This is a genomic window from Streptomyces sp. NPDC086080 (assembly GCF_044540255.1).
Classification (GTDB): Bacteria; Actinomycetota; Actinomycetes; order Streptomycetales; family Streptomycetaceae; genus Streptomyces.
The window spans coordinates 72,135-98,273 of the sequence record NZ_JBITRU010000005.1 but is presented as its reverse complement, the minus strand read 5'-3'; the positions used below and the strand labels follow the sequence as shown (position 1 = coordinate 98,273).

The 26,139-nt window shown below is 70.7% G+C and carries 27 protein-coding genes and 2 pseudogenes; 15 read left to right on the top strand and 14 right to left on the bottom strand.

The features are described from left to right. Positions 1 to 159: 159 nt before the first annotated feature. Both phoU and ACIF9R_RS08285 read left to right on the top strand, forming a co-directional pair. Positions 160 to 861: a phosphate signaling complex protein PhoU gene (gene phoU, locus ACIF9R_RS08290; RefSeq protein WP_399976005.1), complete on the top strand. Its 702-nt coding sequence runs from the start codon at positions 160 to 162 to the stop codon at positions 859 to 861. A gap of 157 nt (positions 862 to 1,018) precedes the next feature. Further along, entirely contained in the window at positions 1,019 to 1,174 is a 156-nt protein-coding gene (locus ACIF9R_RS08285) for a hypothetical protein (RefSeq protein WP_399976002.1), read from the top strand. A 66-nt stretch (positions 1,175 to 1,240) separates the two neighbouring features. Here ACIF9R_RS08285 and ACIF9R_RS08280 read toward each other — a convergent pair whose 3' ends face one another. Next, complete coding sequence (locus ACIF9R_RS08280; protein WP_399975999.1) at positions 1,241 to 2,515, bottom strand: MDR family MFS transporter; 1,275 nt, start codon at positions 2,513 to 2,515, stop codon at positions 1,241 to 1,243. A gap of 152 nt (positions 2,516 to 2,667) precedes the next feature. On the opposite strand from ACIF9R_RS08280, the gene ACIF9R_RS08275 reads away from it, so the two are divergent. After that, on the top strand, positions 2,668 to 3,429 hold the full coding sequence (locus tag ACIF9R_RS08275; protein ID WP_399975997.1) for a phosphoglyceromutase: 762 nt from the start codon (positions 2,668 to 2,670) through the stop codon (positions 3,427 to 3,429). Positions 3,430 to 3,448: 19 nt separating this feature from the next. On the opposite strand, the gene ACIF9R_RS08270 is transcribed toward ACIF9R_RS08275, so the two are convergent. Together ACIF9R_RS08270 and ACIF9R_RS08265 are read right to left on the bottom strand one after the other, a co-directional pair. Further along, positions 3,449 to 4,006 (bottom strand): DUF5959 family protein, encoded by a 558-nt coding sequence (locus tag ACIF9R_RS08270; RefSeq protein WP_399975995.1) that lies wholly within the window; start codon positions 4,004 to 4,006, stop codon positions 3,449 to 3,451. Between the two features lie 56 nt (positions 4,007 to 4,062). Next, positions 4,063 to 4,608, bottom strand: a pseudogene (locus ACIF9R_RS08265) (site-specific integrase); the annotation flags it as partial. An 85-nt stretch (positions 4,609 to 4,693) separates the two neighbouring features. On the opposite strand from ACIF9R_RS08265, the gene ACIF9R_RS08260 reads away from it, so the two are divergent. Further along, on the top strand, positions 4,694 to 6,199 hold the full coding sequence (locus tag ACIF9R_RS08260; RefSeq protein ID WP_399975992.1) for a hypothetical protein: 1,506 nt from the start codon (positions 4,694 to 4,696) through the stop codon (positions 6,197 to 6,199). Positions 6,200 to 6,475: 276 nt separating this feature from the next. Here the strand turns inward: ACIF9R_RS08260 and ACIF9R_RS08255 are convergent, their stop codons facing one another. The 3 genes and pseudogenes from ACIF9R_RS08255 to ACIF9R_RS08245 form a co-directional block, all read right to left on the bottom strand. Then, the gene (locus tag ACIF9R_RS08255; RefSeq protein ID WP_399975990.1) at positions 6,476 to 6,907 is read right to left on the bottom strand and encodes a hypothetical protein; all 432 of its coding nucleotides are present in this window, start codon (positions 6,905 to 6,907) and stop codon (positions 6,476 to 6,478) included. Positions 6,908 to 7,154: 247 nt separating this feature from the next. After that, positions 7,155 to 8,408 carry a formylglycine-generating enzyme family protein gene (locus ACIF9R_RS08250; RefSeq protein WP_399975987.1) on the bottom strand — a complete coding sequence of 418 codons (1,254 nt, stop codon included), beginning with the start codon at positions 8,406 to 8,408 and terminating at the stop codon, positions 7,155 to 7,157. A gap of 304 nt (positions 8,409 to 8,712) precedes the next feature. After that, positions 8,713 to 8,925 (bottom strand): annotated as a pseudogene (locus ACIF9R_RS08245) (ATP-binding protein); the annotation flags it as partial. 66 nt (positions 8,926 to 8,991) lie between these two features. Here ACIF9R_RS08245 and ACIF9R_RS08240 point away from each other — a divergent pair. From ACIF9R_RS08240 to lepB, 4 genes are all read left to right on the top strand, one after another. Further along, the gene (locus tag ACIF9R_RS08240; protein ID WP_399975985.1) at positions 8,992 to 9,771 is read left to right on the top strand and encodes a GntR family transcriptional regulator; all 780 of its coding nucleotides are present in this window, start codon (positions 8,992 to 8,994) and stop codon (positions 9,769 to 9,771) included. A 241-nt stretch (positions 9,772 to 10,012) separates the two neighbouring features. Then, positions 10,013 to 10,735, top strand: a complete 723-nt coding sequence (locus tag ACIF9R_RS08235) for a VIT family protein (RefSeq protein ID WP_399975982.1) — start codon at positions 10,013 to 10,015, stop codon at positions 10,733 to 10,735. A gap of 28 nt (positions 10,736 to 10,763) precedes the next feature. Beyond that, positions 10,764 to 11,375 (top strand): DUF6448 family protein, encoded by a 612-nt coding sequence (locus ACIF9R_RS08230; RefSeq protein ID WP_399975980.1) that lies wholly within the window; start codon positions 10,764 to 10,766, stop codon positions 11,373 to 11,375. 12 nt (positions 11,376 to 11,387) lie between these two features. After that, positions 11,388 to 11,921, top strand: a complete 534-nt coding sequence (gene lepB, locus ACIF9R_RS08225; RefSeq protein WP_399975977.1) for a signal peptidase I — start codon at positions 11,388 to 11,390, stop codon at positions 11,919 to 11,921. Here lepB and ACIF9R_RS08220 read toward each other — a convergent pair. Beyond that, a complete protein-coding gene (locus ACIF9R_RS08220) occupies positions 11,848 to 12,531 on the bottom strand; it encodes a Crp/Fnr family transcriptional regulator (protein ID WP_399975974.1) in 684 nt (227 codons plus the stop codon). The two genes, lepB and ACIF9R_RS08220, sit on opposite strands and share 74 nt — an antisense overlap. Before the next feature lie 221 nt (positions 12,532 to 12,752). Between ACIF9R_RS08220 and ACIF9R_RS08215 the strand changes: the two genes are divergently transcribed. Both ACIF9R_RS08215 and ACIF9R_RS08210 read left to right on the top strand, forming a co-directional pair. Further along, positions 12,753 to 12,974 carry a hypothetical protein gene (locus tag ACIF9R_RS08215; RefSeq protein ID WP_399975971.1) on the top strand — a complete coding sequence of 74 codons (222 nt, stop codon included), beginning with the start codon at positions 12,753 to 12,755 and terminating at the stop codon, positions 12,972 to 12,974. A 344-nt stretch (positions 12,975 to 13,318) separates the two neighbouring features. Beyond that, a complete protein-coding gene (locus ACIF9R_RS08210) occupies positions 13,319 to 14,140 on the top strand; it encodes a hypothetical protein (protein WP_399975968.1) in 822 nt (273 codons plus the stop codon). A 19-nt stretch (positions 14,141 to 14,159) separates the two neighbouring features. Here ACIF9R_RS08210 and ACIF9R_RS08205 read toward each other — a convergent pair whose 3' ends face one another. Both ACIF9R_RS08205 and ACIF9R_RS08200 read right to left on the bottom strand, forming a co-directional pair. Then, the gene (locus tag ACIF9R_RS08205) at positions 14,160 to 14,744 is read right to left on the bottom strand and encodes a hypothetical protein (protein WP_399975966.1); all 585 of its coding nucleotides are present in this window, start codon (positions 14,742 to 14,744) and stop codon (positions 14,160 to 14,162) included. 51 nt (positions 14,745 to 14,795) lie between these two features. Continuing rightward, complete coding sequence (locus tag ACIF9R_RS08200) at positions 14,796 to 16,187, bottom strand: PE-PGRS family protein (protein ID WP_399975964.1); 1,392 nt, start codon at positions 16,185 to 16,187, stop codon at positions 14,796 to 14,798. Positions 16,188 to 16,407: 220 nt separating this feature from the next. Here ACIF9R_RS08200 and ACIF9R_RS08195 point away from each other — a divergent pair, with 220 nt between their 5' ends. Next, positions 16,408 to 17,181 carry a methyltransferase domain-containing protein gene (locus tag ACIF9R_RS08195; protein ID WP_399975961.1) on the top strand — a complete coding sequence of 258 codons (774 nt, stop codon included), beginning with the start codon at positions 16,408 to 16,410 and terminating at the stop codon, positions 17,179 to 17,181. Positions 17,182 to 17,337: 156 nt separating this feature from the next. Here ACIF9R_RS08195 and ACIF9R_RS08190 read toward each other — a convergent pair whose 3' ends face one another. From ACIF9R_RS08190 to ACIF9R_RS08180, 3 genes are all read right to left on the bottom strand, one after another. Next, complete coding sequence (locus ACIF9R_RS08190; RefSeq protein WP_399975959.1) at positions 17,338 to 17,664, bottom strand: carboxymuconolactone decarboxylase family protein; 327 nt, start codon at positions 17,662 to 17,664, stop codon at positions 17,338 to 17,340. Positions 17,665 to 17,989: 325 nt separating this feature from the next. Further along, positions 17,990 to 18,520, bottom strand: coding sequence for an HAD domain-containing protein (locus tag ACIF9R_RS08185; RefSeq protein WP_399975957.1), 531 nt, complete (start codon positions 18,518 to 18,520; stop codon positions 17,990 to 17,992). 12 nt (positions 18,521 to 18,532) lie between these two features. Beyond that, a complete protein-coding gene (locus ACIF9R_RS08180; protein WP_399975954.1) occupies positions 18,533 to 19,006 on the bottom strand; it encodes a DUF2000 family protein in 474 nt (157 codons plus the stop codon). Between ACIF9R_RS08180 and ACIF9R_RS08175 the strand changes: the two genes are divergently transcribed. Further along, positions 19,005 to 19,832 carry an AraC family transcriptional regulator gene (locus tag ACIF9R_RS08175; protein WP_399975952.1) on the top strand — a complete coding sequence of 276 codons (828 nt, stop codon included), beginning with the start codon at positions 19,005 to 19,007 and terminating at the stop codon, positions 19,830 to 19,832. The two genes, ACIF9R_RS08180 and ACIF9R_RS08175, sit on opposite strands and share 2 nt — an antisense overlap. On the opposite strand, the gene ACIF9R_RS08170 is transcribed toward ACIF9R_RS08175, so the two are convergent. Beyond that, a complete protein-coding gene (locus ACIF9R_RS08170; RefSeq protein WP_399975950.1) occupies positions 19,786 to 20,328 on the bottom strand; it encodes a YbjN domain-containing protein in 543 nt (180 codons plus the stop codon). The genes ACIF9R_RS08175 and ACIF9R_RS08170 overlap by 47 nt on opposite strands. Then, positions 20,321 to 21,658: a D-inositol-3-phosphate glycosyltransferase gene (gene mshA / locus ACIF9R_RS08165; protein WP_399975947.1), complete on the bottom strand. Its 1,338-nt coding sequence runs from the start codon at positions 21,656 to 21,658 to the stop codon at positions 20,321 to 20,323. Before mshA ends, ACIF9R_RS08170 begins: the two co-directional genes overlap by 8 nt. Positions 21,659 to 21,905: 247 nt before the next feature. Here mshA and ACIF9R_RS08160 point away from each other — a divergent pair, with 247 nt between their 5' ends. From ACIF9R_RS08160 to ACIF9R_RS08150, 3 genes are all read left to right on the top strand, one after another. Beyond that, on the top strand, positions 21,906 to 22,727 hold the full coding sequence (locus ACIF9R_RS08160) for a class I SAM-dependent methyltransferase (RefSeq protein ID WP_399975944.1): 822 nt from the start codon (positions 21,906 to 21,908) through the stop codon (positions 22,725 to 22,727). A 479-nt stretch (positions 22,728 to 23,206) separates the two neighbouring features. Then, positions 23,207 to 24,310, top strand: coding sequence for an NlpC/P60 family protein (locus ACIF9R_RS08155; protein WP_399975942.1), 1,104 nt, complete (start codon positions 23,207 to 23,209; stop codon positions 24,308 to 24,310). 494 nt (positions 24,311 to 24,804) lie between these two features. Further along, on the top strand, positions 24,805 to 26,094 hold the full coding sequence (locus ACIF9R_RS08150) for a PP2C family protein-serine/threonine phosphatase (RefSeq protein WP_399975940.1): 1,290 nt from the start codon (positions 24,805 to 24,807) through the stop codon (positions 26,092 to 26,094). The last annotated feature ends 45 nt before the right edge of the window (positions 26,095 to 26,139 follow it).

Genomic DNA, 26,139 nt, shown 5'->3' with positions numbered 1-26,139 from the left:
TCGGAGTGCGAGCTCGAACACTCGTCGCCCAGAGTTCACCTTGGAGCCAGGGATGGTTCATTTGGGGTGACGGAATCGGACGCGTAGGGGACGGAACGTGGGAGCGTGGGCAGGAGCCCGGGCCCCTGAAGTCCGGACAGACGTACGAGAGGAACCCTGATGCGGGACGCGTACCACGAGGAACTGGATTCGATCGGCGACGGTCTGGTGGAGATGGCCCGGCTGGTCGGGTCGGCGATCGGGCGCGCCACGACGGCCATCCTCGACGCCGATCTGAAGTTGGCGGAGAACGTGATCGAGGCCGACCAGAAGGTCGACGAGCTCCAGCACGAGCTGGAGGCCCGGGCCATCGCCCTGCTGGCGCGCCAGCAGCCGGTGGCGACCGACCTGCGCATAGTCGTCACCTCGCTGCGGATGTCGGCCGACCTGGAGCGCTCCGGCGACCTCGCCCAGCATGTGGCGAAGCTGGCGCGACTGCGGTACCCGGAGCGGGGGGTGCCGCATGATCTGCACGCGACGATCCTGGAGATGGGCCAGCTCGCGCAGCGTCTGATGGCGAAGGCGGCCGAGGTGATCATCACCAAGGACGTCGATCTGGCGCTCCAGCTGGAGCAGGACGACGACGCGATGGACCTCCTCCACCGCACCCTCTTCCAGCACCTGATGGACGACCGCTGGAAGCACGGCATCGAGACGGCCGTGGACGTCACCCTGCTGGGCCGCTACTACGAGCGTTTCGCGGACCACGCGGTCTCGGTCGCCAAGCGGGTGGTCTACCTGGTCACGGGCGAGCACGCGGACGAGATCCAGGCCGATCTGCAGACGGAGATCCAGACGGTGCCGGGGGCGGAAGGGGCCTGATCAGGGGCGTAACCGGGGCTCGCGCGGCCCGACCGGAGCGCGTGCGAGCCCCAATGCGCCGACGATGCGCCGTCGATGCTCCGTTGATGCGCGCGGTCGCCGGGCATCCAATGGGCAGGCAGAGCTGTGCGCAGGCCCCAGCCCCGAGGAGGGACCCATGGCCGAATCTCCCGGCACGACGCCCGAACCCACGCAGGAACGCGAGACCGAGCAGCCCGCCGAGATCAGAAACCTCACCCTGATCGCCGCCTGCGGCTGCGGCTCGGGCTGCGGGTGCGGGTGCCAGTCGGGCAACCCATGCCAGTGCGGCTGACGCGGTGCGTCCCGTGGGTCCCGGCGCGATGGCCGCGCCGGGACCCACGGCACCCGAACCCACCCCTCACGACGTACTGACCTCGGGCACCGCCCCGGCCTTCCCCAGGACCGTTCCCACCTCAGTCTCCTCCTCCGGCAGCCGGCGCATCAGCAGCCCGTACCCGAGGCCCGCCACCGTGCCGACGACGGCGCACATCCCCCACAGCCACTCGGCGCCCCAGTGGTCGATCACGAAACCGGACATCAGCGGGGCGACGAGGGCGGCGACCGCCCAGGACATCGTGTACATCCCCTGGTAGCGACCGCGCCCGTGCACCGGGGAGAGCCGGACCACGAGCCCGGTCTGGGTCGGCGCGTTGACGATCTCGGCGAGGGTCCACACGCACACGGTGAGGGCGAAGACACCGACCGACCCGGCGAACGCGGTGAGTCCGAACCCGTACCCCGCCAGCAGCGACGAGACGACGAGCAGGTGCCGGGGATCCCGGTGCTCGATGAGCCGGGTGACGGGGAGCTGCAGGACGACGATCAGCACACCGTTGACGGCGATGGCCATACCGAAGTCGGCGGGCGTGAACCCGGCCTCCCCCATGGCGACGGGCAGCCCGAGATAGCCCTGCTGGAAGACGAGGGCGATCAGGAAGGACAGCCCGACGACACCCATGTACCGCCCGTCCCGCAGCACGGTCCGGAGCGAGACGGACTCGCCCTTCCCGCCGGAGGATTCCGGGGCGCTCTCCGTCCCCGGCCGGGACTCGGGCAGCTTCACGAAGACGACCACGGCACAGACGAGCGTCATGCCCGCCTCGATCAGGAACCCGGCGAGATAGCTGACCTCGGCGATGAACCCGGCCCCGGCGGAGGAGATCGCGAAACCCAGGTTGATGGCCCAGTAGTTGAGCGAGAAGGCCCGGATACGGTCCTCGGGCCGCACGATGTCCGCCATCATCGCCTGTACGGCGGGCCGGGAGGCATTGGAGGCCATGCCGACGAGGAAGGCGACGGCCGCGATGGCGACGGGGTCCCGCATGAAGCCGAGCAGTGCGACGGACAGCCCGGTGGCGGTCTGCGAGACGAGCAGCGTGGGCCGCCGGCCGAGCCGGTCGCTCATCACCCCCGCGCCCAGCGACGAGATCACCCCGCCCAGCCCGTGCAGCGCGGCGACCAGCCCGGCGTAGGAGGCGGAGTAGCCACGGTCCAGCGTCAGGTAGAGCGCCATGAAGGTGGCGACGAAGGCACCGAGCCGGTTGACGAGGGTGCTGATCCACAGCCACCAGAACGCGCGGGGAAGCCCTGAGACGGACTCACGCACGGCACGTCTCAGCCCGACGCCTGACATGGATCCCCCGCAGAATGTAAGTGGCCGACAAGGCCAGCACAACTTACAAACTGGAGGGCCCGGCAGGCCACTCGATTAACGGATCCCCTCTGCCCGTCCGCCCATCGGGCGGGGCGCGCGGCCCTCCCGGGCCGTCGATTACGCTCGGGCCCATGGCCGACGCACCGTACAAGCTGATCCTCCTCCGCCACGGCGAGAGCGAGTGGAACGAGAAGAACCTGTTCACCGGCTGGGTGGACGTCAACCTCACCCCGAAGGGCGAAAAGGAGGCGACGCGCGGCGGCGAGCTGCTCAAGGACGCCGGTCTGCTCCCCGACGTGCTCCACACCTCCCTCCAGAAGCGCGCGATCCGCACCGCGCAGCTCGCGCTGGAGTCCGCCGATCGCCTGTGGATCCCGGTGAACCGCAGCTGGCGCCTGAACGAGCGTCACTACGGCGCCCTGCAGGGCAAGGACAAGGCGCAGACCCTCGCGGAGTTCGGCGAGGAGCAGTTCATGCTGTGGCGCCGCTCCTACGACACCCCGCCGCCCCCGCTCGACAACGACGCCGAGTACTCCCAGTTCGCCGACCCGCGCTACGCGACCCTCCCGCCGGAGGTGCGCCCGCAGACGGAGTGCCTGAAGGACGTCGTCGTCCGCATGCTCCCGTACTGGTTCGACGCGATCGTCCCCGACCTCCTCACCGGCCGCACGGTCCTCGTCGCCGCCCACGGCAACAGCCTGCGCGCCCTGGTCAAGCACCTCGACGGCATCTCGGACGCCGACATCGCGGGCCTGAACATCCCCACGGGCATCCCGCTCTACTACGAGCTCGACTCCGACTTCAAGCCGGTCACCCCCGGCGGCAAGTACCTCGACCCGGACGCGGCAGCGGCGGCGATCGAGGCGGTCAAGAACCAGGGCAAGAAGAAGTAGGCCGAACGCTTTCAGCCCCCTACCTGCGACTTCTTCGCGAGTAGGGGGCTTGTGGCTGTCCTGGGGCCGTCTCTGGACCATCAGAGTGGCGGTCACGCCGCCACTCGTACGCACCGGGTGACGTCTCAACCACCTCACAGGGGTAGATCCCACGCACCCGGGTGAGAAGGTCGCGCTGCTCGGCGGCCCAAGTCGGCGGTAGTACGAACAGCGGGAGGGTGACCGTGATTCCAGTCGACGGCCCGTCGTGCACGGACACCAAGAGCCCGCCGCTCTCCTGGGGCTTGAACCTCATGGAAGGAGTCCGCCCGGAGTTGAGCCACGTGGCGAACCGTCGGGCCTCCAGCCCCGCCAAAGTCTCCTCCCAGTCCTCCAGGTCCTCAGGAAAGAGGGTCACCACGAAGGAGGCGTTGAGGGACTCCTCAGCCACGATGACGATCTCGCAATCGAGGAGGTCATGGCCGGTCAGGATTCCGGGTTGAGAGCGACCCAGGACGCGCACGGAGACACTGTGCCCACTGGTTCCGGGCCTGTCGGCCAGATGGATCAGATTGATGACGTCATCCGCGGAGTGCATGGGTTTCCTCCCCGAAGTAATCGCGTTCGAGCATCCTGCCGAACACTTTGCTGATCTCACGGTTCGGGGTGCAGACGCTTGGCGTAGATCTCGGACACGGCTCTGCTGGTCCGTTCCCGGCTGGAGGGCATGAGGTGCGCGTACACGCGGAGCGTCAGGCCGGGGGCCCGAGTGGCCCAGGTACTCGGCAAGCGCCTTGATGTTTTCCCCCGTGGGCCGCGGCGAGCGCCGGCTTCCACGCCTCCTCGTTGAGCGATGTACGCCAGACGTGCCCGCCCCACGGCCCGGTGAAAATGAGCTGCTTGGTCACCGGAGGGCCGTCGGCGACCTTCCACGGCAAGGTGATCTCGACGGGCGGGAACCGCTTCATGTGCTCCCGAAGCGCGTCGGCGACGGGACCGGGAAACGGCACGTCCAGCAGCTTGCCGCCCTTCGGTGACGCGAACACGGCCTTGCTCAGGCTCAGCTTGAATTGCTGCACCACGTGCTGGGTGTCGTTCTCGACGTCGTTGTCATCGACGGAGCCCGAGGATCTCGCCTTGCCGCAGACCGCATCCGGCGCCCACGTGGACCATGGGCCGGAAGCGCTCGACGATGGCGGCGCCCTGCGGACGGAACCGCGGGTAAGCGCCGCCGCGGTCGTAGTCGGGCGGCCCGGTTCAGGAGGTGAGGTGGCAGGATGACGCGGTGTCCGACTCCCTGCACGAACCGTGGCTGCGCGGCATCGCCTTCAATCCGGCAGCGCCCTCCGACGTCCTGATACGCCTGGTGGATTCAGCGGCCGGTGAGGCCGGCCTGCTGATGTGCGGGGGTCGTGACCTGCCCGACGCCGTCATCGACGCGGCCCTGAACCACCCGGACAGAGTGATCCGCCGCGCGCTCGCGCAGAACCGGCACATCGACCCCGAACGACTCGCCCCCTTGGCGACGGACCCGTCGGGGATCGTCCGCGGGTGGCTCGCCGGCGGCGCCCCCGCCCATCTCCGCCCGCGATGGGTCCGACCACTGCCTGACGACATCCTCGTCACCCTCCTGACCGCCCGGGACGGGGGCGAAGACGGCACGCTCACCGCGAACGAGATCGTCGGGGAGCTCATTTCCTCCCGGCAGATCCCTCTGTCCTTCCACCGCTTCATGGCCGAGCACGAGCACCCCGAGCTCCGTGAATGCGCCACCTGGAATTGGCGGTCGCTCACCGCCGCGCAGCGGGAGGCCCTGCTCGCCGACCCCGACCCCGCGGTACGGAAGGCGGCGCAGGAGCGCAGCTGGGTGCTGGATCCGGAACGGGTGGAGGCCAGGCTGCCGTCCTACGGTTCCCGCGGCAAGCCGTCCGTGTTCGGCGGCTGTGCCCTGTCTCCCGCAGTCGTCGACCAGTGCTTCGCGGACGGCACGGTGCACCCTCTGACCTGGAATCCCCACATCCCGGCCGACGCCGTCGCCCGGCTTGCCCGCCACCCCGTAGCGAAAATTCGCGAGTTGGCCGCAGCCCGGCCCGACCTGGGACCGGACCTGGTCGCGGAGCTGAGGGAGGACCCGGACGAGGACGTGCGGCTGCGCGCACGCCTCCACCCCTTCCCCCGAACCTGGGCCGAGTACTGGGCGATCGACGCGGTCATCGGGCACGGCCCTGACTGCATCTGCCCGATCACCGAGCCGACCGGCGAGCCGTCGCCCGACTGGTTCACCGCCTGCGCGGCGTCCGAGGAACCGGTGCTCCGCCGGGTCGCGGCGCGCTTCCCAGGCCTGCCCGCGGAACTCGCCGCGACACTCGCACAGGACGACGACGAGGAGGTACGGATCCGGCTGGCCTGCCACCACCCCCTGGCTCCGCCCCACCTCCTCCTGGACGTCTTCGTCACCCGCCCGGCGCACCGTCCGCACCTGCTGACCCTGCCCGCGTTCCCCCGCACCGGCCTGGCCCACCTCATCGGCCACCCGGACCCCGCCGTACGAGCCCTCGCCGCAGCTGACCCCACCCTGCCCGAACCCCCGATCGAAGACCCCGACGAGTCGGTACGTCAGGCAGCTGCCGCCAACCCGAGCCTGACGCCGCAAGCCCTGCAGGCCCTCCTCGCCGACCCGCGCACCGCACAGGGCGCCGCGGCCAACCCGTCTCTCCCCGCCCCCCGCATGCACGCACTCCTCGACCGCTGCCTGAACGACGCCGCCACTTCGCCGCCGGGCCGACACTGAGGGACGACGCTCTCTTAGCGATCACAGGACTGGCGAGCTCCGTCCCCACGCGTACAGGCCCCCTACCTGCGGGTCTCCGCTGGTGAGGGGCTCTTGGTGGGCCTGGGACGTCTCTGGGCCGTCAGGCCCGGGACGGGCGACGCGTCAGGCGCATACGTACGTTGAACGCGATGAAGAAGCCCGCGAGTGCGGCCGCGCCAAACGGGGTGCGGATCCAGATGGGCAGCGCCGCCACGCCGCAGCCGATCAAGGGCACTCCTGCCCGGGCCGGTGCAGTCAGCCGGCAAGGGGCAGTACAGCCGCTATCGCGTTCCGCTCCTTGCGGCCGAGCAACGGGAAGAGGATCTTCAAACTCTGTTCGCTGTCTGGTGAGGAGACCACGAAGGACGAGTTGAGCAGGCGCTCTTTGATCTCCGAGCGGACGAGACCGGCGCGAGGGATCGTCATCACGTGCTCCCTCGGCCGCGCGAACATCGGGTCCGCCCGGAAGATGAAGATGCGACGGCCGGTCATTGCCAAGTACATCGGGGCCGGCGTCGGGATCACGGCCATCCCACCGCTCATGATGGCCGAGGCTGCCGCGAACGCTGCGGTCCGGCGCACCGAGACGGAACTCAGGCTCACGATGGTCACCACCTCAACCTGCTCGTCGGGCTCAAGCATGGGGTCGACAGCGGCCAGCAGCAGGCGGCGGCGCTTTCCGTTCACGGGCGGTACTCCTGAAAGTTGGGCTGACCGGACGGGATACTCCTGTCCGGCATGCGACAGTTCGGCTCCCCGGGCGTCGTCGCAGGGTACCGGCGCCAGGAAAGCAGCCGCAGGCCGGGCCTTCCTCGGCCCGGTCGGCGTGAGTCGTCGGCAAGTCTCGCGAGGGCGACCACAGGCCCCTGTCCGCGGTTCTTCCGCCGACAGGGGGCCTGCCGCTGCACCGGAACTCCCAAGGCGCGCTTCCCGTCTACCTGTTGCCTCCATGCTCAGCATGTTCCTGACTGGTTGGCACGGGTGCGACCGGGCGGACCGCGGTGAACATCTCGAACTCGGAGCGGGTGGCGGAGAGCAGCAGCAGCCACTCGTCGCAGCCCTGCCACGGAGAGAGGTCGCCGCCCCCGCCGCGAACCACCCGCGGGCCGTCCCCGGTGCGGGGGCGTGCGTCCACCGGTGCGGCCGTGAAATGCGGGATCCACACGTCGGCGCAGATCTCGTTGGCCGACCCCATCGCCGCCAGCCCGAAGGCGTTCTCAGCTGCGGCAATGCGCTCCTCGTCAGCGAAGTCGTCGAGCACCTGGTCCTCGTCCGGCCTGTCGTCCCCGCGGAAGGTCAGAGTGGTCGTGCCCGCCCGAGCCGCATGCTCCCACTCCGCCTCGCTGGGCAGCCGGAACGGCAATGCCTCGAGCAGGTCATCCAAGCCGTCCTCGAACCGAGCCGTGTTCGAATCGGAGTCGGCGAAGCTGTCCTCGTACTCGGGCAGCCAGTGCCGTGCTTGCGCCACCGTCAGCGGGTGTCGGGCGATCAGGAACGGCTCGACCCACACCTCTCGCACCGGCCGGGCCCGGACAGCGCCGGCGAAGAACGCCTCAAGGTTGTCATCAGCAGCGTCGGCCCGCTCAATGGCACGAACCGCGTCCAGTTCCGCGTCGGACAGGCCCATCCGGAACGTCCCACCGGGCACGGCGCGAAAGACCACTCCGGAGGGGATGTGCCGCCAAGCCGGTCGGTCGGCCACGATCTCTTGAGCCCACATGGTGCCGGACGCTAGCAGCCAGGCATCCCGGACGGAGGAGGGGGAATCGGGGAGGGAGCGTGGTCGAGGGATCACCTCCTGGACGCCACAGCTCTGCACCACCACCGCACCGGATGAGCGGGGACCAACGGGGAACCACGGTGGAGAAAGTCGAGCCCAGAAGGAGTGCTCGACGTCGAGCACAACACCTTCGACCGACCAGTCGAGTTGTCGACGCACACTGTCCAGATCACCACCGCGCCACTCCGGCCACGGCCTGGACCAGGTCTGCCCCTCGGCGGGAGGGACGTTGACCGGAAGGCATGCCGCAAGAAATGCTCGGTGATCGTCCGCGAACTCGAAGCCGTACTCGCGCTCGATACGCGTGAACTCGGCTTCCGTCAGCCCCGGCTCGAACTCATAGAGACCTGTCTCTGCAAGGCGACGCGCGGCCTCTGCACCCAGGTGTGTTCCCTCATTGCTGATCACCCCGCACGCTAGCGCCGGCCGGAGCCTGTCGTCATCGGAGTTGTGGGCTGGACGGTGCAGCCGGCCGAGGAGCGGCCGCTTCCGCCCGGCTGACGCCATTCACGTGCCGTGGCTGGGCCGTCTCTGGGCCGTGCGAGGCCGCTCGACGGTGGCCAACGACGACCAATGACGACCACTCGGCCACCTATGAACACCGCCCTGACCACCAAAGACCAGCTCACCAAAAATGCCCAACGCAGGCGCTTGTCCAGTGGGGCTGCGCAGTCTCCTCCGAGGCCGGCGGAGAGGGGCTGTGCTGGGGTTCTCAGCTCTCCGACCAGGGTGAGGGCCAGGCGTCAGCCATCTCGAAGGCAACGACCGTTCCCCCGAAACGGCTCGGCCCGGAGTGCCAGGAAGCAGCGATGGAGTCGACCAGGAGCAGCCCGCGTCCGTGAGCGTCGTCGGCGTCCGGTCGGCGAAGGCGCACGCTCGCGGGGAACCCCGGGTTGTGCACCTCCACGCGTAGCGAGCTTCCGTCTACACGCAGCGAGCGAACGCCCGACCCGTGGCCTAAGGTGTCTAGAGAAGCGAGGGGGTTTCGAGGATGGCTGCTACCGACGACCGTCGGCCCAAGTACCAGCGGATCGCAGACTCCCTGCGGGAGGCGATCCGGTCGGGCGAGTACGGTCCCGGTGATCGGCTTCCGGGAGAGAACGACCTCATGGCCACGCACGGCGTGGCCCGTATGACGGCCCGGCAGGCTCTCGGGGTCCTCCGGGACGAAGGGATCGCCGAGGCGCGCAAGGGCGCAGGTGTGTTCGTCCGGGCCTTCCGCCCGATCCGACGCCACGGCATCCAGCGGCTGGCCCGCGACCAGTGGGGCAACGGTCGTTCCATCTGGTCGGCGGACATCGAGAACCGGGAACTCGTGGTCGACCAGGTCTCCGTGTCCGAAGAGGCGGCGCCCGAACGCGTCGGCGCGGTTCTGGACCTCGCCGACGGAGAGATGACGTGCGTGCGGCGCCGGCGCTTCGTCCTGGACGGCAAGCCGGTCCTGCTCGCGACCAGCTACCTCCCCATGCCCCTGGTTTCCGGGTCCGCCATCACCCAGGAGGAGACCGGGCCGGGAGGGACGTACGCCAGACTCGCCGAACTCGGGTACGAGCCGACGCACTTCCGGGAGGAGATCCGCTCCCGGATGCCGTCGAAGGACGAGATGACGCAGTTGAGCATGGCTGCGGGAACGCCGGTCGTCCTCATCTGCCGCACCGCTTTCACGGACCAGGGGCGCCCTGTCGAGGTCAACGAGATGACGCTGGACGCCGCTTCATACGTCCTGGAGTACGACTTCGACGCGAGCACGACACCCGACGTCACCAGCTAGTCGGCCACTCCCTCACAGGGAGGCAGCTCCAGGGGCTGCCTCCCGGAACCTGAGCCCGCGGAGCCCCACCCCCTCACCGCATCCCGGCCGGATCGGCCGAGGAGGAGGCGCACGGTGTGCGTGCCGTCGTCTCCTTGACGCGCGTCAAGGATCGCTTCGCGGTTTGGTGGGACCTTGGAGTCAGGACAACGGTTCCGGGGCTGCCGCAGTCGGGACCGAGGCCGGGAGAGAGGTGGGCGTGATGGGTGAGCGTCCGGTGAGTGAAGGGGCCCTCGAGGGAAGTCAGAGCGAACGGATCTCCCGTCGTCTGAACTGGCTCCGCGCGGGCGTGATGGGTGCCAATGACGGCATCGTCTCCACCGCGGCGATGGTCGTCGGGGTGGCCGGGGCGGCGGTGAGCAGCAGCGCGCTGCTGGCCTCCGGTGTCGCCGCCGTGGCGGCCGGCGCGCTGTCGATGGCCGTGGGTGAGTACGTCTCGGTGTCGAGTCAGCGCGACTCCCAGGTGGCCGAGCTGGCCCTGGAACGGTCCCAGCTGGAGGCGGATCCCGCGGGGGAGCTGGACCAGCTCACGGGACTGATCCAGGCGAGGGGCATCGACGCCGAAATCGCCCGGTCCGCGGCCGTGCAGCTGACCAAGAAGGACGCGCTGACCGCGCACGCCCGCCTCGAACTGGGTATCGACCCCGACGAGCTGATCAACCCCTGGCACGCGGGCCTGTCGTCGATGCTCACCTTCATCGTCGGCGGACTGGTACCGCTGCTCGCGATCCTGCTGTCTCCGCGGTCCGTCGCCGTAGGGGTCACGGTCGTGGCCGTGGTCCTCGCCCTCGCGGCGACCGGATCGATCTCGGCCCATCTGGGCGGCGCGGGCAAGCTCCGCGCGGTGGTGCGCGTCATCACCGGCGGGCTCGGGGCGATGGGCATCACCTACGCCATCGGCCTACTGGTCGGCACCCAGATCTGACCGACCCCACCCGAGAAAGGGGAAGAAAATGTACGAGCTTCTCATCATCGCGGCGTTCGTGGTGACGCTGGCCGTCGTGGTGCTCCGGCCGCAGCGGGCGGACGCGCACTGCGACACCATGGAGGGCCCCACGGCGAAGGACGGCGTCCGGGCACTGGAGTCCGCCGACCTCGATCACGCCCTGAAGTGGGTCGCCCCCGAGGGGGAGGCCGAGCTGCGGGAGGTGTTCGAGCGCAGTCTCGCGGCCCGGAAGCTCGGCCCCGAGGCCCAGGAGGTGGCCGACCGCTGGTTCCTGGAGAACCTCGTCCGGATCCACCGGGCCGGCGAGGGCGCCGCGTTCACCGGTCTGCTGCCGGCGGGCACGCCGGTGGAGGAGAAGGTCGCCGCCGCCGACCGGAGTATCGAGGAGGGGGATCTGCGCCCCCTGGCCGGCCTGGTTCCCGCGGAGCGCTGGCCGGAGCTGGAGCGGAGGTTCGCCGAGGTGCTCGAGCACCGGGAGTACGACATGCACGACCTGGACGCGGCCCGCGCCTACGTCGACGCCTACGTGAGCTTCTTCAAGTTCGCCGAGGGACACGATCACGACCACCCCCACGTCCACGCCGGGCGCGCCCACGCTGGGCACGGGCACGGGCACTGAAAGGGAGCCGTCATGGCGTACGCCGTCTCCGCCCTCGCCGCGGTGCTGCTGGCCCTGGCCGTGGGACTCGTGGCGCGGCGGAGGCTCGGCTTCGTGACCATGGTCGAGTCCGAGTCCATGGCGCCCACCCTGACGCCGGGCCGGCGGCTGCTGACCCGGCGTCCCCGGGCCTCCCGGCCGGTCCGGCGCGGTGACATCGTGGTGGTTCCCTCGGCCGAGCTGGGCCGGGTGATCGTCAAGCGGGTGATCGGGCTCCCCGGTGAGCATGTGGACATCGCCCCCGACGAGGTCCGGGTGGACGGCGAACCGCTGTCCGAGCCGTACGTCGTCCGTCGCGGCGGACGGTCCGGCGCCTTCGACGTCCCCGACGGCCATCTGCTCCTGCTCGGCGACAACCGCGCCCGGTCGAGCGACAGCCGCAGCTGGCGCCGGCCCTATGTGCCGGTCGGTGTCCTGCGCGGCACCCTGCTCGTCAGGCCGAGGCGACCCGTCGCAGCGCCTGCCGGTCGAGGACCTCGATCCGCCGGCCCGGCCCGAGCCGGATGACTCCGTCCTGCTGCAGTGCGCCGAGCCGACGGCTCAGCGTCTCCGCGGTGGTGCCGAGGTAGGAGGCCAGCTCCTTCTTGCTGGTGGGCAACCGGAAGACCGCTTCACCGGCCTCGTCCGCCAGGTGCAGCAGTTGCTGGGCCAGTCGCTGCCCGACCGACTTCCCGCTGAGCGCGGACACCATCTCCTCGGCGGCTTCCAGACGTCGCGACAAGGTCTGCAGCATCTGCACCGCCACCGCCGGATGCTGTCCGAGCAGCCGGGTGAACCGCGTCCGGTCGATCACGCAGAGTTCACTCGGTTGAAGCGCGACCGCGAAATGATCGGTGGTCGTGTCCGCGAGAAGCGCGGTCTCGCCGAGGAAGTCCCCCGGTGACATCAGCCTGATCAACTGTTCGTTCCCGGACTCCGTGAGCCGGTAGACCTTGACCAGCCCGCTGTGCACGATGAACAGCCCGGTGCGGTCACCGGGGCCGTACACGCGCTCGTCACGCCGGTACGGACGGGTCACCGCCGCGGACGCGACCCAGTGCTGGGCGGCCTCGGGCAGGCCGGCGAAGAGCCGTACCCTCCGGACGATGTGCAGTTGGTGGTCGTGCCCGTCGCCCATCGCCGCACTCCCGTCGCCGCCACCGAGTATGGCAAGGACGACGTCGACCTGTCGCAAGGACGCCGTCGACCGGCCCGTTCCCCCTGGTGGCGGCCACCCCGGGAGGCCGGTGACGGCCGGCTCTCCCGACCCGATCGCCGCACCGGCGCCCGTGCGCGGGTGCAACAAAGAGACAACGACCACAGCGGACGGGGCGTACGTAGGCGCATACTGGGGTGACGATGACAAAATCTGCTGCCCCGAAGCGCCACTTGCCCACCAGCCCCTTCAAGGCCTCGGTCGCGCCGCCGCCCAAGCACTTCGCCGTGGGTGACCAGGTCACCCATGATGTGCACGGTCTCGGCCGGGTGATCGCTGTCGAGGACGGAATCGCCGCGCTCGTGGACTTCGGTTCCACGCAGACGCGCATCCTGAGCCCGTACTCGAAGATGACCAAGCTGTAAGGACCGCCGTGTCCGGTCACCCGGTCACGGCACACCAGGCCGTCCCTTCAGGGGCAGGCCTGTACCGAAAGAGAGCCCTCTCATCGATCTGAACTCGCTGTTCTCCGCTCCGGAGGGGCAACCCCGCGGCTCCGCCACGGCATCGCCGCCTCCGGCGATCAACCCGTTCCAGTCCCCGGACTTCGGGGACGACGAGACGTTCGTGCCCGAGGATGCGGATGATCCCACCTCGGGCCGGCGGACGGCGCGCCCCAGGGCCGCCTGACACCGCGTCTCTTCAAGACCCTTCCCCACTCCTCCCGCTGGGTTAGCCTCGTGTCGGCCCGTCTGCGGAGGATGTGTTCATGCCCAGTTACGACAGTTCCCGGTCACGGCTGCGGCTGGCCGACCGCCATGTCCGGGTGATCACCCGTCTCGCGGAAGGTGAGACGCCGGACGCGGAGCTCTTCCCGTCGCTCGGCGAACTGCAGCAGCTCGGGCTGGTCGGCGAGGAGGGGCAGCTTTCGCCCCTCCTGAGGGAGTTCGTGGAGGCCGTCCGAGCCCCCGTTCTCACCATCGGTGTCGAGATCACCGGTGAGGCCGGTCCCGTGCACCACGGTGTCCTCGTCGGGCCGAACTCGGTGATCGCCCACGAAGGCTGGCCGGGTGAGGAGGAGTCGGAGTACATCCCGGTCGAGCCGAGCACCCTTGTCTTCGAGCTCGCCCGTATGGTCCATCTGCGTCGCGGTGCCGATGAGCAGCCGACGGCGCCCCGCGTCATCTCGACGATGAAAGCCCTGGATGCCGCCTTCGGGGTACCGGCCGCTGCGTCCGGAGAGGTCGAGGAGGACCGGGAGACGGTGCACACGGCACTCACCGGCGCCGGTACCTCCGAGGAGATGGCGGCTCCGCTGACCGAGCTGGTCCTCGCCCTGAACGCGTACTGGCGTGTCACCGTCGCCTGGGACGGAGAGCATGACGGCGCGCACGCCCCGATGCTGCGCTGCCTCGCCGTCTGGGACTGCGGTTCCCGGGGCTACTGGATCCGTGAGCGGCCGGAGGAGCCGATCCTGCCCGGCCAGGTCACGCCGGAGAGCCCGCTGGAGCTGGTCCGCTCGGACGCCGGGGAGATCTGGCGGAAGCTGACCGATCTGATCCCGGAGAAGGGGGAGTTGGGTCCGCGCTGAGCCGGGCGGACCGAGTCCCCTACTCTGCCCCGTCCGACCAGCGCTGCATCAGGGCGAAGGGTGCCGACAGGGCGGCGCCGGCCAGGGTGAGGACGTCGGTGTCCACCTCCTCCAGCACGATCGCGATGGCGAGGTCCACGGCGTCGACCGGGCCGGTGGCGGTGCCGGCGCTGGCCAGAAAGGCCGGTGGGATTTGCCGACCGAATGCGATGGAAACCCGGACGCCTTCTCTCTCCAAGATATTCGCCTTGCCCAGCCCCTCTGAGAAGTAGATGTATTCCCGTCCTTCATATGCGATGCGTAGGACCCGGTCCTCGCGCTTCAGGGCCTTGGCGTTGAATCTCAATTCCGCGGCACGCCCGTCCAGCGTGAGCTCTGCCTTGAACAGCGAAGGCTGCCCCGTCCTGCGCTTCCCCCGGAAGATCGTCTCCGGGAAGGCGGGACCGCTCAACCGAGCAGTGTCCATTCCCTTTTCGCGAATCTGAACCTGCGGACAGCGCTCCACGATGACGTGGCCGAAGCCCTCCACATCTCCCTCGCGACCAGCCTTGGGGCGCTCCCGTTTTGTCGGCTTGGTCTTGTACGGCACCAGCTCGAACTCCAAGGACCCGCTACTCGTTCCCATGGCGACAAAGACTCTCATCTCTTGGATCGGCTAATCGAACGGGTTCAGCGCACTACCCAGCTTCTTGGCTCCGTCGGCAATGTCGTCCCCGAGGTCGCTCGCCTTGTCCCCCACCCAGTCGGCCGCCTTGCCGGCGCCTTCCGTGATGTCGTCCCAGTGTTCGACGACCTTCAGTCCCCCGTAGACGAGCCCGGTGCCCACGGCGAGGCCAATCGTGACCGGGTTGGGGGCGACCATCGCCGCGGTCAGGGACGCGTTGAAGCCGACCTCCGCGTAGTTGGCCAGGTAGCCGGCCTTGCTCTTCTCCCACTCCTTGGCGTGGTCCATGGTGGCGATGTTGGCCACCGAGAACGCCGTCGCGCCCACCGAGCCGACGATGCCGGCTCCGCGCCACAGTCCTGCCGTCTTCGCCGCCGCGCTGAATCCACCGGCCCTCCCGACCGTCACGAGGCTGGCCTGTCCCGCGCGGACGACCGGCTGCCCGGCGTGGGTCAGCCCGCCGTACATACGGGCCACATCGTCCGACCCGGCGAAGAAGTTGATGGCCTGATTGGGGGTGAAACCCATCAGCTTGGCGTTCATGAACCCGCGTTGACGCAGCGCGTCCCATCCGCCGCCCCAACGGTCGTTCAGAAAGCCGGAGCTGAACGGCACGTTGGCGACCCGCTGGTACGTCTGGCTCCGGGAGGCCATGGTGCCGAGCTGGCCGGGAAACCAGCTGCCGGGAGCGGACAGCGAGCGGATGGGCGGGTTGTAACTCCCGAGCTTCGTGCCTGCCCAGCGCAGAATGGGGTTACTGCCGGCCGCGGTCCACCGTGCCGCGAGGGCGTCCTTCATCGGCCCGAGCCTGCCCGTCTTCACCGCGTTGCCCAGCAGCACCTTGGTGCCCGAGAAGCCGCTCGCCACCGAGACCTGGGCGGCGGCCGCCACGTTGAACGCGTCGCTGCCGAACTTGATCATCTCGGTGAGTGTCTCTTCGTGCGGTTCGAGACCCGGGATCTTCGCGAGCGCGTGCGCCTCGAGCCGTACGATCCAGTCGCCGAGCTTCTCCCCCGGCTGTCGTGCCAGGCCCTGCGCGTTCGGATCACCGCTGGCCGCAACGGAGTTGGCCAGCAGGAAGGTCTCCGGCCTGATCCCCTCACCCTGGTATTTCTCCAGGTCTTCCGCCGTGAATCCCGCCCACAGCAGTCCTGCCGTGGGGTCGCCGTTCTCCAGGCGGAGAAGGACCGCGCGTTTCCTCAGGTCCTTGGCCTCGTCACGGGTCCAGGAGCGCATCGGCTTCAGGGGCGCCAGATGCCCGGTCGCCCCCAGCCGGGCGGCCCGGGTGAACGCCTCGTCGAGGCGGTCCTCCACACCACCGCGTCCGTCCAGGAGTTTCGCCAACTGCTCCAGATCCTCGGGATTCGCTCCCCGAAACGACATGCTCGCCCCGTCCCTCGTCCACCGACTTGGCCTCAGCCGCTCGCGGCTCAGAATAGGCCGACGGACGGCAGTCGGGGGGTGGAGCGCGAGAGGGGGACGATCCAGCCCTCGGAGGGGAAGGCAACTGCCGTCGCGCGAAAGCACGGGCCGACGCGAGCGGCGCCCAGAGGCAGCCGACGGCAGCCGACACCGGTGAAGCGTCAGTGGTTGACTTGCGCGCATGTCGTCGACTCTTGGTGTACCGCGCCCGGATCAGGCCGCCTACATGCTGCGAGCGGCCGCGGGCGATGCCGGCCGTGCCTACAAGCGGCAGCTTCTCGAATCGCTGGACATCGAGGCAGGTCACACCGCCCTGGATGTCGGGTGCGGACCCGGCACCGATCTGCCCGCGCTGGCGGAACGCGTCGGTGGGACCGGCATCGTGATCGGTGTGGACCGGGACCGGGCGATGCTGGAGCGGGCCCGGGCGCGCACGGCGGACCTGCGGCGGGTGGAGCTTCGTGAAGGCGACGCCCACGCACTTCCCGTCGAGCCGGGGACGGTGGACCGCGCCAAGATCGACCGCGTGCTCATGCATGTGGCCGAACCGTCCGGTGTCCTCGCGGAGTTGCGTCGCGTCACCCGGCCGGGCGCGCGGATCGGCCTCGCGGAACCCGACTGGGACACGCTGATCGTCGACTCCGAGGATCTGGGTACCAGCCGCGCCTTCACCCGGTACACCACGACGGAGGTGGTCCGGCATGCGACCATCGGCCGCCGCCTCGCCCGCCTCGCCGAACGGGCCGGCTTCCGCGTCGAGGCCGTGAGCGCCGTGACACCCGTCTTCCTCGATGTCCAGGAGGCGGACCACACGCTGGGCCTGGGGCGCAATCTGCGAAAGGCCATGGACGAGGGCCACATCGACCCGGCCCGCGGCCGTGCCTGGTTCGCCGGCCTCTCCGAGGGGCCGTTCTACGCCTCGTTCACGCTGATCAGCGTGGTCTGCTCACGCTGACTCGCCCGCCCGCGACGCCCGTGGTCGCCTGTGACGACGGCGACGGCAAGGTCGTCGCGACTCACGACTCACGACTTGCGTGCACCGTGTCGCGTGCGGCGTCACGGCAAGCGGCCGCCGCGGGATCCGCGACGGCCGCAGGACTCCCTCGCGTCCCTACGCCCGCCGCTCCGTCTCGGCGTCGGCGACGGCGATCGTGATGCCGAGGGCCTTGGCGATGTTCGCCGCTGCCGTCATGACACGGGCCGTTCCCACGACGGGAGCGATGGCGACCAGGACGTCCTGCACCTTCTCGGCGGTCACACCGGACTGGATGGCGGGGTCGATGTGCGCGATGTAGGAGATCGGCGGGGCGTCCGACGCCGCGAGGGCCGCGATGCGGGTGAGCATGAACGTTTCCTGGTCCAGCCCGCACCGCTCGACCGAGTCGGTGGTCATCGCGACGAGGGTGTCCATTACCGGGGTCTCAGATGCTGTGGCCATGGGCCGTCTTCTCCTGTCAGTGCTGAAGGGGAATGGACGGGCACGGAATGCGGCGTCCGACCATCGGTACGGCGCCGATCGACCGTGAGTCCGCTTTGAAGGTACGTCCGTTTCGCACTGATCGCCCGTTGAGGGAAACCGCCCGGGACGACGCAGGGGGCCTGCCGATACCGCGTACCGCGGCCGGGGTGCCTGGCCGGGAACGCGGCATCACCCGCCGACGGAACGGCAAGGCCGAGGCTCACTACGGTCAGCGGCATGAACTGGGTCGAGCGCGCCGCCGAGTTGCGGCAGTGGAACCGGCGCCGGGCTCGGCCTTCGCGCCTCAGGGGCGCGGAGATCCGCCGGGACACGGCGTGCCGGGCCCGTCTGCGGCCGGCACCGTGTCGAGCCACTCCCCTACTCTCTCGAAGTCCGCTTCCGTCAGCCCTTTCGCCGGGTCCACCCGGTACAGCAGGGCCGGGGCCGGGTGGGCCACCGCCACCCATGTGCGGTCCGGCGCGCCGATCTCGTCGTCGAGCCAGATGAACGGGCGGGGGCCGGCCCACTCGGACAGGCGGCGGGTCTTCCAGTGGAGGCCGCGCGGTGCGGGGGTGTCGTCGTCCTCAGGCCAGGAGACCACCGGCAGGAGCGGCAGGCCGAGGCGCGGGGCGACCGTGACGTTCGCCTCGTGCTGCCAGGTCGTCGCCCACACCAGGTCGCAGGGCAGCGCGAGCAGCCGGGCGCCCACCGTGGGGTCGAGACGGCTCAGCAGCGGGTTGTCGTCGTCCGTGAGCGGGACCCGCGCGGGATCGCCGAAGGGGATCAGCGGGCCGTCGACGTCCAGGAAGAGGAGAGGGCGGTCGGGGGCGGTCATGTCGTCAGCGTGTCACGGGTGCATTCTGGCCCCCTTCAGGGCCTTGTCCACCGCGTTCCGGGGGCCGTGGAGGGCCAGGCCGACCAGGTCCAGGTCCGTCGTGCCGACGGCCCGTACCGCCGCGCGGTTCGCCTCGTCGTGGCCGGTGGAGAAGAGGTCGGAGGTGAAGACCGCGCGGGGCAGGGCCCGGGTCAGCGCACGCGCGTGTGCGGCCTTGAGGACTTCCTTCGTGCCCTGGAAGACCAGGACCGGCTGGCGGAACATCGGCAGGTAGCGCACGTCGTCGGCGTCCTCGTACGGTTCCCCGATCACCTCGGGGACCTGGGTGCCGAGGCCGCTGACCAGGAAGGCGGTGACGTTGAGGCGCTGCCAGGGTTCCAGGTCCTCGCGCAGCAGTACGGCGATCTTCGTGTCGAAGCGGGTGCTTGTGCTCATGGGCCGAGACTGCCGGTCCGGGCGCGGCGGCGTCTTGTACGTTGTTTGCATGCCCTCCCCGGCGACATCTCGGGCGACGGTTTCCGCCTGGCGGCCCCGCGTTCCGGGTGTCGTCGAGGTGTTCCATGCCCGCTTCACCGAGTACGCCTATCCGATGCACGTCCATGACGCCTGGACCCTGCTCATCGTCGACGACGGCGCCGTACGGTACGACCTCGACCGGCACGAGCACGGCACCCCGCATGACACGGTGTCCCTGCTGCCGCCGCACGTTCCGCACAACGGCGCTCCCGCCACCGCCGGCGGTTTCCGCAAGCGGGTGCTGTACCTGGACACCAGCCGTCTCGGGGACGATCTCATCGGGGCCGCCGTCGACCGGCCCGATCTGCGGGACCCCCTGCTGCGGCGCCGTGTCGCGCAGGTGCACGCCGCACTCGTACGGCCGGGGGACGAGCTGGAGGCGGAGAGCAGGCTGACGCTCGTCGGGGAGCGGCTGCGGGAGCATTTGCGGTCACGGGAGGCCGCGACGCCGGCGTCGCCCCTGCGGGATCCCGTGCTCGTGTGCCGGCTGCGGGAGTTGCTCGACGCGCGGGTCGTCGAGGGTCTGACGCTGGAGGAGGCGGGTGCGGTGCTGTCCGCCCATCCCGCGCATCTCGTACGGGCGTTCAGCGGGGCCTACGGCATCGCGCCGCACCAGTATCTGATGTCACGCCGGGTGGGGCGGGCGCGGCGGCTGTTGCTGGAGGGGCGGTCACCGAGCGGGGTCGCGGTCGCCACGGGGTTCTACGACCAGGCCCATCTCACCCGGCACTTCCGCAGGCTGGTGGGGGTCACTCCGGGGCGCTACCGGGCGAGGGGCGTGACAGCAGGTGCGTGAACGCGTCCAGGTTGCGGGTGGACTCGCCGCGTGAGACCCGCCAGTCGTACTCCTTGCGGATGGCGGAGGCGAAACCGAGTTCCAGCAGGGTGTTGAAGCTGCCGTCGGCGGCCTGGAGGACCTGGCCGAGGAGACGGTCGACCTCCTCCTCGGTGACGGCGGCGAGGGGCAGGCGCCCGGTGACGTAGATGTCGCCGAGCGGGTCGACGGCGTAACTCACGCCGAAGAGCTTGAGGTTGCGTTCCAGGAGCCAGCGGTGGACCGCGCCCTCGTTCTCGTCGGGGTGGCGGATGACGAAGGCGTTGAGGGAGAGCGTGTGCCGGCCGGCGATCAGGGAGACGGTCGTGGAGAGCTTGCGGGTGCCGGGGAGTTTCACCACGTACGAGCCCGGTGCGGGGCTCTCCCATTCCAGCTCGGTGTCCTTCAGCACGTCCTCGATGACCCGCGCCGCGCGCTGCCGCTCCGCGTCCGCCGCTTCCACTGCCTTGTCAGCCATGGTGCGAGCGTAGGTGACGGCGGTGGGCCTGGGTCGCGGCCGTGTAGACGTCGGCCGTGGCGGCGGCCGCGGTGTCCCAGCCGAAGTGCTGGGCGTGCTGGGCGGCGGCCTCGCCCATGCGGTCGGCGAGGTGCGGGTGGTCGGCGAATTCGCGCAGCACGCGCGCGTAGGCGCCCGGATCGTGGCCCTGGACGAGGAAGCCGGTGTGCCCGTCCCGTACGGCGACCGGGAGGCCGCCGACCGCGGCGGCGAGCACCGGGGTGCCCGCTGCCTGCGCCTCTATGGCGACCAGGCCGAAGGACTCGCTGTAGGAGGGCATGACGAGCACGGACGCCGCGCGGAACCAGTCCGCGAGCTGTTCCTGCTCCACGGGCGGGTGGAAGCGGACGACGTCGGCGATGCCGAGCCGCGCGGCGAGCTTCTGCAGGCCCTCCGGCTTGGCGAGGCCGCTGCCGCTGGGGCCGCCGACGACGGGAACGCAGATGCGTGAGCGCAGGTCGGGACGTTCGTCGAGCAGGGCGGCCACCGCGCGGAGGAGGACATCGGGGGCCTTGAGGGGCTGGATACGGCCCGCGAAGAGGGGGATCAGGGCGTCGCCGGGCAGGCCGAGGCGGGCCCGCGCGGCGGCGCGGCCGTCGGCGGGGCGGAAGCGGGCCAGGTTCACGCCGGGGTGGACGACGGCGACCTTGCCGGGGTCGGCGGAGTAGTGCCGTACGAGTTCGCCGGCCTCTTCGGCGGTGTTGGCGATCAGCCGGTCGGCGGCGGTGACGATCTGGGTCTCGCCGATGACGCGGGCGGCGGGCTCGGGGACGTCGCCGTCGGCCAGGTTGGCGTTCTTGACCTTGGCCATGGTGTGCATGGCGTGCACCAGGGGGACGCCCCAGCGCTGGGCGGCGAGCCAGCCGACGTGGCCGGAGAGCCAGTAGTGGGAGTGGACCAGGTCGTAGTGGCCGGGGCGGTGGCCGGCCCAGGCCTGCATCACGCCGTGGGTGAAGGCGCACAGCTGGGCCGGCAGTTCTTCCTTGGCGAGACCCTCGTAGGGGCCCGCGTCGACGTGCCGGACGAGGACACCGGGGGCCAGTTCGACGGTGGGCGGGAGGGCGGCGGTGGTCGCGCGGGTGAAGATCTCGACCTCGATGTTGATCGCGGCGAGGCGCTGCGCGAGCTCCACGATGTAGACGTTCATGCCGCCCGCGTCGCCGGTGCCCGGCTGGTGGAGCGGGGAGGTGTGCACGGAGAGCATCGCCACGCGGCGGGGCCTGCGGTGCAGGCGCAGCCGAGCCGGTGCGGCGGGGGAGCGCCGCCCGAGCCTCGCGATGTACTGGCTCACGTGGCGTTCCTCCTCGCTCGGGGCATGGCTGTGGTGGCACGGCTGTGGTGGCACGGCTCTCGGAGGGTCGTGCGGGCCCTCGGTGGCCTCAACACCGGAAGGTTCGCCTCCCATTCCGGCAGGGCCCTCCGGTTTCGTTCTTTGCCGAATCATTACCTGCTGTCGCTCAACCGTTCGAGGAGCGGGTGCGTGGCGCCGTCCCACCCGTATCGGCCCTCCGCGCCGGTGCCCCCGTACCCTCGTCGGTATGACCGTCCGCACCGCCGCCCTCCCCGTCGTGGGCACGGTGACGCGCGGCACCACCAACCCCAACCGGCTGCGCCGCATGGACCGCTGGATAGCGGCCACGCACGGCGCGGAACTGCGCCGCGCGGAGGACCCCCTCGCCGTCGATCTGGGCTACGGCGCGGCGCCCTGGACCGCGGTCGAACTGCTGCACCGGCTGCGCACCGTGGCGCCACGCGCGCGTGTGACGGGCATCGAGATCGAACCGGCCCGGGTCGCGGCGGCCCGGCCGTACGAGCGCGAGGGGCTGGCCTTCCTCCGCGGGGGCTTCGAGATCCCGGTGCCCGGACGTCCGCTGCTGGTCCGCGCGGCGAACGTACTGCGCCAGTACGACGAGGCCGAGGTGGCCGCGGTGTGGCGGCGGCTGTGCGCGCGGCTCGCACCGGCCGACCCGGCGACGGGATCGCGCGGCGGGCTGCTGGTCGAGGGGACCTGTGACGAGATCGGACGGCGGCACGTGTGGGTCGCGCTCGGGCCGGAAGGGCCGCGCACGGTGACCTTCGCGACCCGGCTGGGTTCGCTGGAACGCCCCTCGGACCTGGCGGAACGGCTCCCGAAGGCACTCATCCACCGCAATGTCCCCGGCGAGCCGGTGCACGCCTTCCTGCGCGACTTCGACCGCGCCTGGGCGGCCGCCGCGCCCTACGCCTCGTACGGCGCCCGGCAGCGCTGGATCCGGACGGCGGGGGACCTCACAGCCGACTGGCCGGTGACGGACGGGCCGGCGCGATGGCGCCAAGGGGAGATCACGGTGCGGTGGGAGGCACTGGCTCCACGGGGCTGACCCGGGCGCCGGCGTCGGCGAGCGGCCTCGGCGGTCGCCTCGCCGCTGACGCGACATCAGGGCACGACCCGTCCGGCGGCAACACCCGCACGACGGCACGCCGCCACGCCGCCACGCCTACACGCCGGGATTCGCCCCTCGCACCCGTACGACTGCACGCCGACGCCTCGAGGCGTCACCCCTCGCACCCGGCTCGACGTCCCCGTCGTCCGGGCTCCGGAGTCCACGGCCCAGGTCCCGCGGCCCGAACCCAGCACCCCGCCGTCCAAACTCCGGCACCCAGCACCCAGGCACTCGGGCTCCGACTTCGGGAACGATCTCCGTGAGTCGTTCGTCACACAGACGGAGCGATCGTCACGCCGGAGGATGGTGGGCGGGGAGAGGCGGGCAGTATTCCCTCTGTCGTTTCGCGCGTCGGCGTGGCAGCATCCCCCCGACGACCAAATGTTACTGACGGTTAATCAGGTGGGGGTGGCGTCATGGGGACGGGCAAACGCGGGTTGCTCACGGCGGCCGTGACCGTGGTCTGCGCGGTCACGGTGCTGGCGGCGCCGGGCACGGCGTTCGCGGCACCCACTCCCCCGCCCCCTCCGGGCACGACCGCGAGCGTCACCGTGGTGATCACCGACAAGGAACTCGAAGCCATCCGCGAGAAGCTCGAGAAGCTCTACCGCGCGGCAGCCGTGGCCACCGAGGAGTACAACGCCGCCGAGGAGAAGGCGCGGAAGCAGTCCGCCGAGATCGTCCGGCTGGCGAAGAAGATCGTCGAGGGCCGGGAGAAGCTGGACGAGCTGAAGGACCGCGCGGGCGCCGCGGCCGCCGCCCAGTACCGCGGTGGCGGACTGCCGCCCGAGGCGCGTCTCATGCTGAGCGACGATCCGCAGGACTTCCTCGACGGCGCGGGCCGGGTGCGGCAGGGCGAGCACGCGACCAAGGGGCTGCTCGGAGAAAAGACCCGCCTCCAGCAGGACTTGGAGCAGTACGCGAAGGACGCGGACGCGCAGTGGAAGAAGCTGGAGGCGGGCCGCAGGGCCAAGGCCACGGCACAGAAGAAGATCGAGAAGCAGATCGAGGCGGCCGAGAAGGTCGAGTCCGAGCTGGAGCAGGAGGAGCGGGAGCGCCTGGTCCGGCTGGAGCGACAGGCCGCCGCCCGGGCCCAGGCGAGTTGGCTGGGCTCCGGCGTCCTCGACGAGATCGAAGGCAAGGCGACGGAGCAGGGCAAGAAGGCCGTCGCCTACGCCACCGCGCAGATCGGGAAGCCCTACCAGTGGGGCGCCGAAGGCCCGAACACGTACGACTGCTCCGGGCTGACCTCGCAGGCCTGGATCTCCGCCGGACTGAGCATGCCGCGCACCTCACAGGCGCAGTGGGAGCAGCTGAAGCGCGTCGCCGTCGAGGACATGCGGCCCGGTGACCTCATCATCTACTTCGCCGACGCGAGCCATGTCGGGATGTACGTCGGCGACGGCGTCATGGTGCACGCCCCGCGCCCCGGACGGTCGGTGACGCTCGCCGGAGCCGGATCGATGCCGATCCTCGGGGTCGTACGGCCGGACCCGGCAGCGAACCGAACGGTGAACTGACCGTCGGATCGCCTGCCGGACACCTGCCGGACGCCTGCCGGAGCGTCTGTCGAAGACCCTGCCGGAGCACCGCCGGAGACGGCTGCCGGAGCGCCTGCCGGAGCGTCCGGTGCGACCGGACCGGACGCGAACCGCACCGGCGAACCGCACCGGCGGAACGCACCGCCCGCACCACCCCGATCCGCCCAACGGCCCGGCAGCCGGAGCAAAGTGACCCAAAGCACGTCGATCTTCCCTGCAAACGCCCCGCCCACGTGACGTTCGTCATTCCCCCGGCGGCTCCGGCCTGTCCAACTGCGATAGCAAACGCGGCATATGACAGCGGCCGAGGGCGGAGCGGCGTGGTTCACGCCATTCCGCTGCGGTGCCGTCAACCGCTATGGTCCCCGTTCGAAGGGGCATCCCCAGCTCGCACGCAGAGCCGAGAGCCGGGGACAGGGGCGAGATCCGTCGCCCCCGCCACGCCCTCGGGGGGAGGGAAGGAACCCGGAACAATGCCCGCACCCGTACCGCGGCAGAGAGCGATCCCGGCCGCGGAAGGTGGTCAGGCGCCGGCCGCTGCACCGCTCAAAGGCCTCGCCCAGGCCTCCCCGGAGGCCGAGACGGCCGCCCACACCAACCTCACACTGCTGCTGATCGAGGACGACCCCGGCGGTTCGCCGATCGTGCCGGATCTGCTCGACCAGTCGGGCAGGCCGATTCGCGTCCGCACCGCCCGCAATCTCACCGAGGCGGAGCGGCTGCTGACCGACGACGTCCACTGCATCCTGCTGGACCTCGCACTGCCCGCGCCGGGCCGCGCCGGCGCCGACGACGAGCTCGCGGTGCTCAAGCACGTACTGCGGATCGCGCCCCGGCACGCCGTCCTCGCCCTGACCGGCGCCGACGACACCGAGCGCGGCGCGGAGGCGGTACGCGTGGGCGCCCAGGACTATCTCGTCCGTGACGAGCTGGACGGCCGACTGCTCAGCCGGGCGATCCGCTACGCGGTGGAGCGCAAGCGGTCCGACTCCGCCGAGCGGCGGCTCGCCGAGGGCCGCGTCCGCGCCCAGGAGAACCGCCGTCTGGAGCGCGGCCTGCTGCCCACGCCGCTGCTGGACGGCTCCTCGCTGCGCTTCGCCGCCCGCTACCGGCCCGGCCGCTCGCGCGCCCTGCTCGGGGGCGACTTCTACGACGTCGTCCGCACCCCGGACGGCACCGTGCACGCCATGATCGGCGACGTCTGCGGGCACGGCCCGGACGAGGCCGCCCTCGGCGTGGAGCTGCGTATCGCCTGGCGCGCGCTGACCCTGGCGGGGCTGTGCGGGGACGAACTGCTCGGCACGCTGCAGCAGGTGCTGGAACACGAACGCCCGGACGACGAGATCTTCGCGACCCTGTGCACGGTGGACATCGCACCGGACGGCCGCCGGGCGGGCCTGTGCCTGGCCGGACACCCCTCCCCACTGCTCGCCCGGCCGGGCACGCCCGCGCGCCTGCTGCCGTACGACAACAACGGCCCGGCCCTCGGCCTGCTGCCGAACGCCCGCTGGCCGCGCATGCAGGTGGAGCTGGGGGCCGAGTGGAGTCTGATGCTCTACACCGACGGCCTGATCGAGGGCCGGGTCGGTGACACCGGCGAGCGGCTCGGCCAGGAGGGCATGGTCGACATGATCCGCAGGCAGCTCGCCGCGGGGCTGAGCGGGGAGGAACTGCTGCGGACCGCCGTGAACGAGGTCCGGGACCTCAACGGGGGCGAGCTGACGGACGACGTGGCGGTACTGCTGCTGGACCGGGGGGTGTGAGCCGGCCCCGCGCCCTCACCCGACGCGGGGGCCACCCGTCGTGGG

Coding starts and splice junctions, on each gene's coding strand:
- ACIF9R_RS08275 (WP_399975997.1), top strand. CDS start 2,668: ATGGCCGACGCACCGTACAAGCTGATCCTCCTCCGCCACGGCGAGAGC.
- ACIF9R_RS08150 (WP_399975940.1), top strand. CDS start 24,805: ATGCCCGCACCCGTACCGCGGCAGAGAGCGATCCCGGCCGCGGAAGGT.
- ACIF9R_RS08270 (WP_399975995.1), bottom strand. CDS start 4,006: ATGCACTCCGCGGATGACGTCATCAATCTGATCCATCTGGCCGACAGG.
- ACIF9R_RS08185 (WP_399975957.1), bottom strand. CDS start 18,520: ATGACCGCCCCCGACCGCCCTCTCCTCTTCCTGGACGTCGACGGCCCG.
- ACIF9R_RS08160 (WP_399975944.1), top strand. CDS start 21,906: ATGACCGTCCGCACCGCCGCCCTCCCCGTCGTGGGCACGGTGACGCGC.
- ACIF9R_RS08215 (WP_399975971.1), top strand. CDS start 12,753: ATGACAAAATCTGCTGCCCCGAAGCGCCACTTGCCCACCAGCCCCTTC.
- ACIF9R_RS08240 (WP_399975985.1), top strand. CDS start 8,992: ATGGCTGCTACCGACGACCGTCGGCCCAAGTACCAGCGGATCGCAGAC.
- ACIF9R_RS08200 (WP_399975964.1), bottom strand. CDS start 16,187: ATGTCGTTTCGGGGAGCGAATCCCGAGGATCTGGAGCAGTTGGCGAAA.
- ACIF9R_RS08175 (WP_399975952.1), top strand. CDS start 19,005: ATGCCCTCCCCGGCGACATCTCGGGCGACGGTTTCCGCCTGGCGGCCC.
- ACIF9R_RS08235 (WP_399975982.1), top strand. CDS start 10,013: ATGGGTGAGCGTCCGGTGAGTGAAGGGGCCCTCGAGGGAAGTCAGAGC.
- ACIF9R_RS08280 (WP_399975999.1), bottom strand. CDS start 2,515: ATGTCAGGCGTCGGGCTGAGACGTGCCGTGCGTGAGTCCGTCTCAGGG.
- ACIF9R_RS08170 (WP_399975950.1), bottom strand. CDS start 20,328: ATGGCTGACAAGGCAGTGGAAGCGGCGGACGCGGAGCGGCAGCGCGCG.
- ACIF9R_RS08155 (WP_399975942.1), top strand. CDS start 23,207: ATGGGGACGGGCAAACGCGGGTTGCTCACGGCGGCCGTGACCGTGGTC.
- ACIF9R_RS08285 (WP_399976002.1), top strand. CDS start 1,019: ATGGCCGAATCTCCCGGCACGACGCCCGAACCCACGCAGGAACGCGAG.
- ACIF9R_RS08195 (WP_399975961.1), top strand. CDS start 16,408: ATGTCGTCGACTCTTGGTGTACCGCGCCCGGATCAGGCCGCCTACATG.
- ACIF9R_RS08210 (WP_399975968.1), top strand. CDS start 13,319: ATGCCCAGTTACGACAGTTCCCGGTCACGGCTGCGGCTGGCCGACCGC.
- lepB (WP_399975977.1), top strand. CDS start 11,388: ATGGCGTACGCCGTCTCCGCCCTCGCCGCGGTGCTGCTGGCCCTGGCC.
- phoU (WP_399976005.1), top strand. CDS start 160: ATGCGGGACGCGTACCACGAGGAACTGGATTCGATCGGCGACGGTCTG.
- ACIF9R_RS08230 (WP_399975980.1), top strand. CDS start 10,764: ATGTACGAGCTTCTCATCATCGCGGCGTTCGTGGTGACGCTGGCCGTC.
- ACIF9R_RS08190 (WP_399975959.1), bottom strand. CDS start 17,664: ATGGCCACAGCATCTGAGACCCCGGTAATGGACACCCTCGTCGCGATG.
- ACIF9R_RS08220 (WP_399975974.1), bottom strand. CDS start 12,531: ATGGGCGACGGGCACGACCACCAACTGCACATCGTCCGGAGGGTACGG.
- ACIF9R_RS08180 (WP_399975954.1), bottom strand. CDS start 19,006: ATGCAAACAACGTACAAGACGCCGCCGCGCCCGGACCGGCAGTCTCGG.